This is a genomic window from Bradyrhizobium sp. 2TAF24, assembly GCF_052115025.1.
Classification (GTDB): domain Bacteria; phylum Pseudomonadota; class Alphaproteobacteria; order Rhizobiales; family Xanthobacteraceae; genus Bradyrhizobium_A.
The window spans coordinates 145080-157855 of record NZ_JBFRFW010000002.1 but is presented as its reverse complement, the minus strand read 5'-3'; the positions used below and the strand labels follow the sequence as shown (position 1 = coordinate 157855).

At 65.9% G+C, this 12776-nt stretch carries 11 protein-coding genes; 5 read left to right on the top strand and 6 right to left on the bottom strand.

The window, feature by feature from the left end:
- Positions 1-45: 45 nt before the first annotated feature.
- Complete coding sequence (locus tag AB4Z37_RS03985; RefSeq protein WP_441515766.1) at positions 46-468, bottom strand: YciI family protein; 423 nt, start codon at positions 466-468, stop codon at positions 46-48.
- Positions 469-779: 311 nt separating this feature from the next.
- Between AB4Z37_RS03985 and AB4Z37_RS03980 the strand changes: the two genes are divergently transcribed.
- Positions 780-2114 carry an MFS transporter gene (locus tag AB4Z37_RS03980; protein ID WP_441515388.1) on the top strand — a complete coding sequence of 445 codons (1335 nt, stop codon included), beginning with the start codon at positions 780-782 and terminating at the stop codon, positions 2112-2114.
- A gap of 92 nt (positions 2115-2206) precedes the next feature.
- On the opposite strand, the gene AB4Z37_RS03975 is transcribed toward AB4Z37_RS03980, so the two are convergent.
- The 3 genes from AB4Z37_RS03975 to AB4Z37_RS03965 all read right to left on the bottom strand — a co-directional run bounded on the left by AB4Z37_RS03975 (position 2207) and on the right by AB4Z37_RS03965 (position 5231).
- Positions 2207-2836 (bottom strand): transglutaminase-like cysteine peptidase, encoded by a 630-nt coding sequence (locus AB4Z37_RS03975; RefSeq protein ID WP_441515387.1) that lies wholly within the window; start codon positions 2834-2836, stop codon positions 2207-2209.
- A gap of 233 nt (positions 2837-3069) precedes the next feature.
- Entirely contained in the window at positions 3070-4014 is a 945-nt protein-coding gene (locus AB4Z37_RS03970) for a LysR family transcriptional regulator (RefSeq protein ID WP_441515386.1), read from the bottom strand.
- Between the two features lie 245 nt (positions 4015-4259).
- Positions 4260-5231, bottom strand: a complete 972-nt coding sequence (locus AB4Z37_RS03965) for a S1C family serine protease (protein WP_441515385.1) — start codon at positions 5229-5231, stop codon at positions 4260-4262.
- Between the two features lie 290 nt (positions 5232-5521).
- On the opposite strand from AB4Z37_RS03965, the gene pyrC reads away from it, so the two are divergent.
- The gene (pyrC, locus tag AB4Z37_RS03960) at positions 5522-6628 is read left to right on the top strand and encodes a dihydroorotase (protein WP_441515384.1); all 1107 of its coding nucleotides are present in this window, start codon (positions 5522-5524) and stop codon (positions 6626-6628) included.
- Positions 6629-6682: 54 nt separating this feature from the next.
- The gene (locus AB4Z37_RS03955) at positions 6683-8155 is read left to right on the top strand and encodes an aspartate ammonia-lyase (RefSeq protein ID WP_441515383.1); all 1473 of its coding nucleotides are present in this window, start codon (positions 6683-6685) and stop codon (positions 8153-8155) included.
- 28 nt (positions 8156-8183) lie between these two features.
- On the opposite strand, the gene AB4Z37_RS03950 is transcribed toward AB4Z37_RS03955, so the two are convergent.
- Positions 8184-9233 (bottom strand): LacI family DNA-binding transcriptional regulator, encoded by a 1050-nt coding sequence (locus tag AB4Z37_RS03950; protein ID WP_441515382.1) that lies wholly within the window; start codon positions 9231-9233, stop codon positions 8184-8186.
- Between the two features lie 174 nt (positions 9234-9407).
- On the opposite strand from AB4Z37_RS03950, the gene AB4Z37_RS03945 reads away from it, so the two are divergent.
- Positions 9408-10496: a phospholipase gene (locus AB4Z37_RS03945; protein WP_441515381.1), complete on the top strand. Its 1089-nt coding sequence runs from the start codon at positions 9408-9410 to the stop codon at positions 10494-10496.
- 52 nt (positions 10497-10548) lie between these two features.
- A complete protein-coding gene (locus AB4Z37_RS03940) occupies positions 10549-11598 on the top strand; it encodes a S1C family serine protease (RefSeq protein WP_441515380.1) in 1050 nt (349 codons plus the stop codon).
- Between the two features lie 177 nt (positions 11599-11775).
- Here AB4Z37_RS03940 and dhaK read toward each other — a convergent pair whose 3' ends face one another.
- Positions 11776-12765, bottom strand: coding sequence for a dihydroxyacetone kinase subunit DhaK (gene dhaK / locus AB4Z37_RS03935; RefSeq protein WP_441515379.1), 990 nt, complete (start codon positions 12763-12765; stop codon positions 11776-11778).
- Positions 12766-12776: the final 11 nt, after the last annotated feature.

Sequence of the window (12776 nt, the reverse complement as noted above, 5' to 3'; positions counted from 1 at the left end):
CGGGAAGGCCGCAGGCGAGACAAGCGGGGACAGCGGCTGGAACCGTCAGTGGCCGGCGGTCTTCTCGCGGTTCCTGTCATGCAGATCGGTCACCTCCGGAGTGAGAGCCTCACCGAAGTCGCTCATCTCGTACACCGGGCGGATCTCGATCTCGCTCGGGCCCGGCATCGGGTTGGGGCAACGCTTTACCCATTCCACCGCCTCGTCCAGGTCCTTGACCTGCCAGATCCAGTAACCGGCGACGAGCTCGCGGGTCTCGGTGAATGGGCCGTCGATCACGCTGCGGCCGGGACCGTCGAAGGCGATCCGCTTGCCCTGCGAGGACGGCTTCAGGCCATCAGCCGCCAGCATGATGCCGGCGTTGATCAGCTGCTCGTTGAACTTGCCCATGGCCTCGAGCAGTTCGGTGGAGGGCATCGTGCCGGCTTCGCTGTCCTTGGTCGCCTTCACCATCACCATCACGCGCATCGTTTCATCTCCTCGAATTGTGGCGGCCACCATGGCCTTCCTGCCCTCACGACGAACGAGCATCGGCCGGATCGACATCCTGCCAGAATTTTTTTCAAACGGCGTGATCGGGGGCACGCGGTTGTGATCCTCAGCCCGAACGTATGCGGATGCATGCGTTTGCCAGCCTTGCCCCACACCAGTATACCTTCTGGTGCAACTTTGGTGGACAGGTCCTCGCGCCAATGGCTGGGTGTCGCCCCTCATGATCGAGGGAGAGCCGTGGCGTCCCCGGGCTGGTCCACCCATTCAGAAGCATCGGGGAGGATGTCATGGAATCGTATGTAGGGGCGGGAGCAGACCGTCTGGATGCGCAGAGTGTCACTGCGGACGAGAAGCGGGTTCTCGTCGCGACGCTGGTCGGAACCACCATCGAATGGTACGACTTTTTCGTCTATGCCCAGGCGGCGGGGCTGGTGTTCGGGCCGCAGTTCTTCGGGCCGATGGTCCAGAACAATCCCTTGCTGGCCCAGATCGTGTCCTTCGCCACCATCGGGCTGTCCTTCCTGTTCCGGCCGCTCGGCGCCATTCTCTGCGGGCATCTCGGTGACCGGCTCGGTCGCCGGGCGGTGTTCGTGATGACGCTGGTGCTGATGGGGGTCGCAACCGCCGCGATCGGCCTGCTGCCGACCTATGCCCAGATCGGCCCGTGGGCGCCCGCGCTGCTGATCCTGATGCGCATTCTCCAGGGCTTTTCGGCCGGCGGCGAATGGGGTGGTGCGGCCTTGATGGCGGTCGAGCATGCGCCGGTCCACCGGCGCAGCTTCTTCGGCTCCTTCCCCCAGATCGGCACACCCATCGGCATGATCCTTGCGACCGGCGTGCTGTGGATCCTGACCTCGACCCTTGGCAAGGCGGCGGTGTCGGAATGGGCCTGGCGCATTCCGTTCCTGCTCTCGATCGCCCTGATCGTGATCGGCGCAATCATCCGCCGCTCCGTCGAGGAATCGCCGGTGTTCGCCGAGATGGCGCGGCGCCAGAAGGAATCCGCCGCGCCGCTGCGCGAGCTGTTCCGCGATCACAGCGCCGAGATCTTCCGCACGGCGCTGGTGTTCATGGCGAACAATGCGGCGGGCTACATCTTCATCGCCTTCATGATCAGCTACGGATTGAATACACTGAAGATGCCGGCGGACCAGATTTTGCTGGTCTCGACCCTTGGCGCGGTGACCTGGTTCGTGTTCACACTCGCCGGCGGCGTGCTCGGCGACAGGTGGGGACGCGTGCGCACCTTCCAGGTCGGCTATGCCATCCTGGTGGTGTGGGCCGTGCCGATGTGGTTCCTGATCGACAGCAAGAACATCGTGCTGTTCTTCATCGCTGCGTTCGGGCTCACGCTGGGCCTCGGTCTTTCCTATGGCCCGCAGGCGGCCCTCTATGCCGAGCTCTATCCGGCCAAGGTCCGCTATTCCGGCGTCTCCGTGGGATATGCCCTCGGCGCCATTCTCGGCGGGGCGTTCGCGCCGATGATCGCGCAATGGATCATCGGCGTTTACAGCACGTCCTGGGCGATCGGCGTCTATCTCATGATCCTGTCGATCATTTCGCTGGCGGCTGTATCGACGATCAGGGAACGCAAGGGCGTCGACCTGAATGTCGCGCACTGACGTCGTGCGATCGCGCCGACGCAGCCTGAAAGTCAATGGAGGGCGGGCGGCGGGCCTCGGGCCGTTGCCCGCCTTCCTCGGCCGTCGATGGCCTAGCGCAGGCGTGTGGACGTGGCCGTCATGTCAGCGCGGGTCTCGTCCAGCCAGACCCACTGGTTCGGATCGTCCTGCGATTGGCGCTTGTGGTAGCCGTAGGGCGTCTTCGACCACAGCAGGACCTCGTCGGTCAGGTTGTCGAGGATGTATTCGCCACGGTCGGTCTTGACCGTCAGCACGGCATGCCCCTCACCGTTGGTCTGGCGGACGATGGTCATCAGCAGGGCCTGGCGCGGCCAGCCGGCTTCGATCAGCAGACGACGCTTCAGCAGCGCATAGCTGTGACAGGCACCTGCGCCATCGTCGGGATAGCGCCACCACTGCACCATGCCGTAATGCTCCCTGTCGGTCATCGGCTTGATGTGATGATTGACCCAATCGTTGAGGCGCCGCAGGTCGCTCAGCGCATCGTCGGTCAGGATGATGTCGCGGGGTTGCAGGCGCTGTGTCTCGCACTCCCTGGCGTAGGTCTGACAGAACTGCACCCAGCCGGTCGGCGGGGCCGATGTGTGTGCGCCGACCCTGACATAGAGCCCCGGCGTGTCGGCCGCGCGCACCCCGTTGGCGGCGCACAGCAGTGCGACCGTGACGGACAGAAAAAGTCGGCAGAACGCTACGCGCGACATCGGGACCTCGCCGTTGAAACGAGGCCGTTCCTCCCATGGAGGATTTGTCACACGACTAAGTCGCGTCGATCAGATTGAATCAAACTTTCATCAATTGGATGACGCTCGATCGTCGCTTGGGCGAGGCGGGCGCCGGATTATGTGAAGAAAAAAGCGTCTAAGCAAAAATGAGTGCGCGTTTGGGTCGCGATTCAGATCGAACGTGCATCCGATCATCGGTGCCCGCGACAATGTTACACGCGGACGAGGTCGTGCGGGATGCGCGTCGTCGCGGCAACGCTCCGGATGGTCGTCACGAACGCCTGGACAGCCGGCGAGGGGGTCCGATGTCGTTGGCTGGCGAGGCCGTAAGTGATGTTGATCGGCGCCGGCCGCATCACCAGATGGGCAAGCTCGCCGCGGCGCCAGTACGGCTCGAGCAGCGCAATCGGAGCCCAGCTGACTGCGTTGCTGGCGGTCACCGCATGGCGCATGGCGCTGAAGCTCTCAACCCAGATGCGCGGCACGAAACCGCCGGACTTTGGCACTGTCAGCGCACGATTTTCGCCGGCGCTCTCCATCACCTCGGAGGCGTAGTGCGAGGGGCGCGGGCCGGCGAGCGGAAAATCCGCGAGATCCATCTCGTTGATCACCTTGTGGCGCAGCAGCGGATGGTTCGGTCGGCAGAACAGCGCCACGTCGACCGTGATCAGCTCGTCGATCGCGAGCTCCTCGATCCCGCGCATCTCGACGAGATCAACCACGGCGATGTCGACCGTGCCGTCCAGGACCTCTTTCACCGCGCGGCGGCTCTCGCTGGAGCGCATGCGACAGCGCAGGTTGGGAAATTCCATCGCCAGCCGTCCCAGCGTCTGCGGCACCCAGAGGTCGGATGGAAACGTTCCGGCATTGACGGTGATCTCGCCGATCGCGAGACCCCTTGCGAGGCGGATCTCGCGGTTGAGGTTGTCGATGCCGCGCATCACCGGCTGGCCCCATTCCAGCACGATGCGCCCGAACATCGTGGGCTCGGGAACGCCTGTGCCGCGGTCAAACAGACGGACGTCGAGATCGGCTTCCAGCGCCTGCAGCGCGCGGGTCAGCGCCGACTGCGTGATGCCGAGCGCCTCGGCGGCACGTCCGAAGTGGCGATGCTGGTCGAGCGCGCGGACGAGCTCGACATGTCTCACGGTAATCATGCTGATGCGTCAAAATCATCGAATCTTGCAAATCATGCGTTTGACACATCGTCGTCGGCTTTGCCAGCCACGTTGATATGAGAGCGTGCACGGCGCGATGCGCGATCGCGCAGTGGCTGCGTGGACAACTGGTCAGGGGCACGATTGCCATCGAGCACGAGGAGAGCAGGGCGCTGCAGCAGGCGCAAAGCGCCGCCGGTCGAGCGGCCCGCTGCCGGTCGTTCACCTGAGGCGCTGGCAGTGGCTCAGTGCAGCCGCGGCTGCTTGAGGAAGCGGGCGCGGTCCGACGACTTCACCTCGACGTCGTAGGTGACGCCGTCGCGGTAAAGTGTCAGGGGGACGTCGACGCCTGCCGATCCCTGAGCCCACAGCTCACGATAGAAGCTGGCGAGGCCGGACACCTTCTCCCCCTTGACCGCGACGATCACATCGCCGACGCGCAATTCGGCACGTGCGGCAGGCCCCTTGGCGGCGATGCCGACGATGACGATATTGTCTTCGATCTCGGTGGCATAAAGCCCGAGCCAGGGGCGCGCCGGTTTGTTGACGCGGCCGTAGCGGCTGAGGTCGCTGAGGTTCGGCTTGAGCAGGTCGATCGGCACGACCATGTTGAGGTGCTCGTTCTTGCCCTTGCGCTCGCGCTCGACCTGGAGCGAGCCGATACCGAGCAGTTCGCCGCTGGCCGAAATCAGCCCGGTGCCACCCCAGTTGGGATGGGCTGGATAGGTGAAGATCGCTTCGTCGAGGGCGTATTCCCAATAGCCGGCGAAGCTTTCCTTGGCCGCAATACGGCCAGCGACGGAACGCGTGCGACCGCCGACGCCGCCGAGCACCACGCGGTCGCCGATATCGGTGACGGAGGAATTGCCGAGCGGCAGCGGTTCAACATCGATCGGTTGGAGCGCCTGTACGAGGCCGAAGCCGCTCTCCTGATCGAAGCCCAGAGCATGGCCTTCCACCACATGGCCATCTCCCATATGCAGCCACACCGTCTCCGCTTCGGTGATCAGGTAACCGACGGTGAGCACCAGGCCACGATCGATCAATACGCCGTTGCCAACGCGTTCGGTGCCGAGCACTTCGGCCGTGAAAGCGTCCGGCGGAATGATGGCATGCAGCCCGACCACGGCGGCGAGCGCGTGCTCGAGGTCGAAGTCGTAGTCATCGCTGCGTGGCTGAGCGGCTTGCGGAACGGTCCACTCGGTCAACGAGGCCATCGGGGCTCTCCTGTTTGCGGTGCACTTTATCACACCGCCGTCGCGGCGACGAGCCGCAGATCCTCCGAACCCGTCATTGAGTTCTTGGCGCGGCATTCGGTCGCCACGGATGAGCAACTGCAGCAATGCAATAAATCGTGTGCTGTTCACACTGGATCAAACTGCGCCGATCCTTTATTTTTGCTGCCTGATCTTTCAGCATCGCTGCGAATCTTGACCGATATGGCGATCGACCGTTTCCAGGCTTCGCTTCCAGGCTCCCGCTCCCTGGGTGTTGCGGAGGGATGGTTATGACAACCGCAGCGTTGTTTGATCTTGYCGCTCGCCGTACGGCTGCAGCCGACCGGATCACCATTCGGCGCGCCGACGATTTCCACGTGCATCTGCGTGACGGCGAGATGATGCGGGCGGTGCTGCCCTATACTGCGGCCCAGTTTGCCCGCGGCGTGGTCATGCCCAATCTGGTGCCGCCGGTGACGACCGTGGAGGCCGCAGCGGCTTATCGCGCGCGCATTCTTGCGGCGCGGGCGCCAGACAGCGACTTTCAGCCGCTGATGACCTGCTACCTGACCGATGTCACGGCGCCGGATGAGATCGAACGCGGCTTTTCCGAGAAGGTGTGGGTAGCGGCCAAGCTTTATCCCGCCGGCGCGACCACCAATGCGCATCACGGCGTCACCGACATCAAGGCGCTGCGGCCGGTGCTGGAGCGCATGCAGCGCATCGGCATGCCGGTGCTGATCCATGGCGAGGCGACCGATCCGGCCGTCGACGTGTTCGACCGCGAGCAGGTGTTCATGGACACGCAGCTGCTGCCGCTGCTGCGTGATCTTCCGGCGTTGAAGGTGGTGGTCGAGCACGTCACCACCGAGGAGACGGTGGCGATCGTGCGCGCCCATGCGGTCCGCGCAGCCGGCACCATTACACCGCATCATCTCGTCATCAACCGCACCTCGCTGTTTCAGGGCGGTCTGCGGCCGCATCTCTATTGCCTGCCTGTCGCCAAGCGCGAACATCATCGTTTGGCGCTGCGCCGGGCGGCGACGTCGGGAGAGCCCTGTTTCTTCGCCGGTACCGACACCGCACCACATCCCTCGCGCGCCAAGGAGGCGGCCTGCGGATGTGCCGGCATCTTCGTCGGGGCGACCGCGCTGCAGACCTATGCGCAGGTGTTCGACGAGGACGGCGCGCTCGATCGTCTCGAAGCGTTCTGCTCGGTCAATGGCGCCACGTTCTATGGACTGCTGCTGAACAGCGGTACCACGACCTTGGTGCGACAGGTGCGTCCGCTGCCGTCGTCGGTCGTGGTGGGAGACGACGAGGTGGTGGTGTTTCGTGGTGACGAGCCGTTGCCGTGGTCGCTGGACCGCGGGGATGGCGGCGGGCATGCGATGTGATCGTGGCAGGAGAGACGCAAGTCTCCCGACAATCGTGGATCGAAAGGTACGACAATGACGGCTGAATCGACGGGCCCGGATACCGTAGAGGTTGCAACCACCCGTTCCATCGAGATCAACCGCGTCGCCACCCGGCGCGAGCATGATCTGCTCGGCGACGCCGAGGTGCCAGACAGCGTCTATTGGGGCGTGCACACCCTGCGGGCGGTGGATAATTTTCCGATCACCGGCGTGCCGGTCGGCCATTTCCCGGATTTCGTGCGCGCGCTGGCGCTGGTGAAGCAGGCGGCGGCGCGCGCCAACCGCCGGCTCGGCTATCTTGCGGCCGACAAGGCGACCGTGATCGATCGGGCCTGCGACCTTATCGCCAGGGAGAAGCGTTTCCATGACCAGTTCGTGGTCGACGCGGTGCAGGGCGGGGCAGGCACATCGACCAACATGAACGCCAACGAGGTGATTGCCAATGTTGCACTGGAATTGATGGGGCGGCCGAAGGGCGACTATGCAGCGCTGCATCCCAACGACGACGTCAACATGTCCCAATCCACCAACGACGCCTATCCGACGGCGTTGCGGCTCGGCATCATCTTCGCCTCCGGCCCGCTGATCGATGCCCTGGAAGAGCTTGCCTTCGCCTTCAAGTCGAAGGCCGTCGAATTCGGCAGCGTGCTGAAGATCGGCCGCACCCAGCTGCAGGATGCGGTGCCGATGACGGTCGGACAGGAATTTGACGCCTTCTTCGTTACCATCAAGGAGGATATCCAACGGATTCGCGAAGCGGCGGCACTGTTCCGCGAGGTCAATCTCGGTGCCACCGCGATCGGCACCGGCATCAATGCCGATCCACGCTATGCTGCGCTGGCGATCGAAGAGCTGGCGCGCTCCTCGCAGCAGCCGATGGTGCCCGCCAGCAACATGATCGAGGCGACCTCCGACATGGGGGCCTTCGTGCTGTTCTCCGGGGTGCTGAAGCGTGTCGCCGTCAAGCTGTCGAAGATCTGCAATGACCTGCGCTTGCTCTCGAGCGGGCCGCGGGCAGGTTTGGCGGAAATCCGCCTACCCGCCGTTCAGGCTGGCTCGTCGATCATGCCAGGCAAGGTCAATCCTGTGATTCCCGAGGTGGTGAACCAGGTTGCCTTCATGGTGATCGGTCACGATCTGACGGTGACGATGTGTGCCGAGGGCGGCCAGCTGCAGCTCAACGCGTTCGAGCCGACGATCGGCTATTGCATCCTGTCATCGATCCGCACCCTGACCGCCGCGGTCTCCACACTGACGCGCAAATGTGTCAACGGCATCGAGGTCGATCAGGAACGCTGCCAGGCGCTGCTCGACAACTCGATCGGGCTGGTCACGGCGCTGGTGCCGACGCTCGGCTACGAGACCTGTTCGCGCGTCGCCAAGCTGGCGCTGGCCCAGAACCGCCGTGTCGCCGATATCCTGCTGGAGGAGAAATTGCTGACACCCGAGCAGCTCAGCCGGCTGTTTCGGGCGGATGCGATGACGGCGCCGGCGCGGGCGCGCTGAGCCCTCACCATCGCTCTGCAGAGCGGCGTCAACCGGATGTGCGGGGCGCTGCCGTCGAACGGCGCACGACCAGTTGCGGCGGCAGCACGATGGTGCGAACCGGCACATCCTGCTGCTCGATCGCCTGCTGCAGCAGGTCGGCGGACTGCCGTCCCATCTCGCGATGGCTGATCCGGATCGTGGTCAGCGCCGGCTCGACCATGTCGACCAGCGGCATGTCGTTGTGGCCGACGATCGATATGTCGCGGGGGCAGATGAGGCCGCGTTCGTGCAGCACGTCGTAGGCACCGAGTGCCAGCAGATCGTTGGCGGCGACCACCGCGGTGATGCCGGGCGCGGCATCGAGCAGGCGCCGCATCGCCGCGGCACCTGCGTCACGGGAAAAAGCATCGGCGCTTTCGCACGGCGCTGCGGCCGCATCGAGGCCGCGTGCCGCCATCGCGGCGGTAAAGCCCTGCCGCCGCAGGAAGCCGGTGGAATGTCGTGCCGGCCCGGCGAGATGGGCAATGCGCCGATGCCCCAGCTCGACAAGGTGGTCGACAGCAAGCTTCATGCCGAGCGCGTCGTCGGAGACCACGGCGGGGAGGCGGGACTGGGTCTCCGCCCGGTTGACCAACACCGCTGGCAAGTCCTGCTCGACGCAGTAGGCGACCAGCGGATCGTCGCGGCTGACGGTGGCGAGGATCAGGCCGTCCACCCGGCGCGCCATAAGCCCGGTGACGAGCTCGATCTGCCGGCTCTCGTCATTGCCGACGTCGGCGACGATCACCGAGTAGCCCTGAGCGGACAGCCGCTCGCTGGCGCCGCTGAGAATCGGGGCGAACACGGTGTTGGCGATATCGGGCACCAGGATGCCGACCAGGGCGGAGCGGCCGGTGCGCAGGCTGGCTGCCACCGGGTCGGGGCGGTAGCCGAGATTGTTGGCGGCCTTCACCACCCGCTCCACCACGGCGGGCATCACCATCGAGCGGGTCGATGGGTTGAGTGCGCGTGAGACCGTGGAGGCGTGGACGCCGGCGAGTTCCGCCACCTGCTTGAGCGTGACGATGCGGCGTTTGCCCTTGCGCGTGGGAGCCATGGAGGGGGATCGGAAGCCTTCTGCGACGGGACCCCGAAATGGGGGCTGCGAAAATCAATCCGGTCATTCTACCGGCAATCGACCTCGACGCAATCGATCGTCATGACTGGCATGCATGGGCAAGTCCGGCGTGGCGGGATACGGTCGCTGATCGTGGCTGGCAGGAGGAAGCACATGGACCAGGCCCGGCTGGACGATCTCGTCGCTCTGCTGCCGCCGCTGCTGCGGTCGCTGGAAGGGCTCGGCTTCATCGCGCGCCATCTCCATCCGCCGGATTTTGCCGCGGTGCTGGAGGCTGTCGGCACCCCGGAGGTTGCGCTGCGGAACGCGTTGCCCCGGCTCGCGGATTGGCCGGAGGCACTGGCGCCTGTCGTCACGCAGTTGCGGGGCGCGGCAGAAGCGGTGCTCGCAGCGTTCGACGGCCTGCGCGCGGCGCCGGGCGAGGCGGATGGTCTGAGGGCGGTGTTCGGCGCGTTGCGACAGTTGCCGCGGGCCCAGGAGGCGCTCTATCCACTGACGGATCTGGCGCCGGTCCATGCGTTCTTTCTCGATCCGCAGGTGCGTGAGGACCCCGATCTCCAGACCCGCTTCGCGCGCGCCGGCAAGCGCGACGGCACCGGCGTGCTGCATGCCGAGAATTCGTTTCGTGATCGTGGCGGCTTTTCGCTCTATGTGCCGGAGTACTACACGCCGGACCGAGCCTGGCCGTTGGTGATGGCGCTGCATGGAGGCAGTGGCCATGGCCGCGCCTTCCTGTGGAGCTGGCTGCGCGATGCGCGCAGCCGCGGTGCCATCCTGGTCGCGCCGACCGCGATCGGCCCGACCTGGGCACTGATGGGGGAAGATCCGGATACGCCCAATCTGGCGCGCATCCTCGCCTTTGTCCGCGAACGCTGGGCCATCGATCCGCAGCGGCTGCTGCTTACCGGCCTCAGCGATGGCGGTACGTTCAGCTATGTCAGCGGGCTGGAGCCGGCTTCGCCGTTCACCCATCTGGCCCCGGTCGCCGCCTCGTTCCACCCGCTGATGGCGCAGGCGGCAGATGCCGAACGGCTGCACGGCCTGCCGATCCGCATTACCCATGGTGTGCTCGACTGGATGTTCCCGGTGGAGATCGCCCGCGGCGCGCGGCAGGCGCTGACGGCGGCAGGCGCCACTGTCAGCTATCGCGAGATCGAGGATCTCAGCCACACCTATCCGCGCGAGGAGAACGCCGGGCTCCTCGACTGGCTGGCGGCCCCCCTGCCGACGGTCGGGGCCTGAGCTACTTGCGAGCAGCTCGCAGGACCACCATCTGTGAAGCCGAGGGTTCACCATGCTGGATTTCACCCAGGATATTTCGCTTCACTCGCCAGCGGACGCAGCGGCGTCGCCCGATCAGGTGCGGTCCGCGACGCCAAAAGAGCCGGTCGATGATCAGGCGCTGCTCGACGCTTACTCCCGGGCCGTGATCGACGTCACCGAGCGGGTCGGCCCGGCCGTTGTGCGTGTCGAGACGCGCACAACGGACGCCGGTGCGCGCGGCCGCGGCGGTGTCGGCTCGGGGATTGTCATCTCGCCCGACGGCTTCGTGCTGACCAACAGCCATGTGGTCGGCACGGCGCGGCAGATCCGTCTCAGCGACGCCGATGGCATGAGCACCGAGGCGCGCGTGCTAGGTGTCGATCCCGACACCGATCTCGCATTGCTGCGGGCCGATGGCGCGCGCGACCTGCATTTCGCCTCGCTCGGCAATTCCAGGACCTTGCGTCGCGGCCAGCTGGTGGTCGCGATCGGCAATCCGCTCGGCTTCGAATCGACGGTGACCGCCGGCGTGGTATCGGCACTCGGCCGCTCGATCCGCTCGGTCAGCGGCCGCACCATCGAGGACGTGATCCAGACCGACGCGGCGCTCAATCCCGGCAATTCCGGCGGCCCGCTGGTGTCGTCGGCGGGCGAGGTCATCGGCATCAACACCGCGATCATCAGCGGTGCGCAGGGCATCTGCTTTGCGGTCGCCAGCAACACCGCGCAGTTCGTGCTGTCGGAGATCATCCGCCACGGCCACGTCCGGCGCGGCTATGTCGGCGTCGCGGCGCAGACCGTGCCGGTGCCGCGCCAGCATGCGGTGCTGGCCGGCATCCCGAACCGCATGGGGGCGCTGCTGGCGCAACTGGAGCCGAACGAAGCGGCGTCCCGCGCCGGCCTGCTGCCGGGCGACGTGGTGGTGCGTCTGGACGGCCAGGAGATCAACGGCGTCGACGACCTCATCCGCACCCTCGATCGCGACCGCATCGACCGCTCGCTGGAGATCGAGGCCCTGCGGCTCGGCCGGCTGCGTGTGTTCAACATCCGCCCGACGCTGCGCAAGCAGGCGGTGAAGTAGGTGGGCCGCGGCAGTTTCTTGCAGACACGCTGCCTCCTCATCCTGATGAGCCCGCGAAGCGGGCGTCTCGAAGGATGAGGCCGGAGAAGCGGCCTGGAGGGGCCTCGTGGTTCGAGACGCGCGGCCTCGCCGCGCTCCTCACCATGAGGGGAGCTCGGCGCTGGCGGGTCAGTGGACCTACGACCGCTGGCCCCAGTTCAACGCGGCGGTGTGCACCGGTGTGTCCCAGAACTTGGCGATCTCGTCGTCGAGCATCGATACGGTGATCGAGCAGCCGGCCATCTCCAGCGAGGTGACATAGTTGCCGACGAGGGCGCGGCCGACGCGCAGGCCGTGTTTCTCGAGCTGTTTGCGGGCAGCGTTGAACATCAGGTAGAGCTCGATCGACGGGGTGCCGCCGAACCCATTGACCAGCAGGATGCAGTCGCCGGTCTGCTTGAGGTCGCCGGCGATGGCGCCGACGATTTCCTCGGCGATCTGGTCGGCGGGGGCGAGCTTGACACGGCGGCGTCCGGGTTCGCCATGGATGCCGACCCCCATCTCCATCTCGTCCTCGCCGAGGGTGAAGGTCGGCTTGCCGGCCGCCGGCACCGTGCAACTCGTCAGCGCCACGCCCATCGAGCGGGTGCCGGCATTGACCCGCTCGCCGAGCGCCTTGAGGGCGTCGAGCGCCATGCCGGCTTCCGCCGCCGCGCCGACAACCTTCTCCACGATCAGCGTTCCGGCGACGCCGCGGCGGCCGGTCGAGAACGTCGACTTCTCCACCGCGACGTCGTCGTCGACGATCACCGTCAGGTTCCTGCTGTCGGTCATCTCCGCAGCCATGGCGAAGTTCATGACGTCACCCTCGTAGTTCTTGACGATGAACAGCACGCCGCCGCCAGTGTCGACGGCGCTTGCCGCTGCGATCATCTGGTCGGGGGTGGGCGAGGTGAAGACCTGCCCGGGACAGGCAGCGTCGAGCATGCCGGAGCCGACGAAGCCGGCATGCAGCGGCTCATGGCCGGCCCCGCCGCCGGAGATCAGCGCCGGCTTGCCGGTGATCAGGTGACGGCGGCGGACGAACTTGCGTTCGTCGCCAAGCGTCAGGATGTCGGCATGGGCGGCGGCGAGGCCGTCGAGGCTCTCCGCGAGCACGGCGTCGGGCGCATTGATGAGCTTCTTCATGGTGTCCTCCC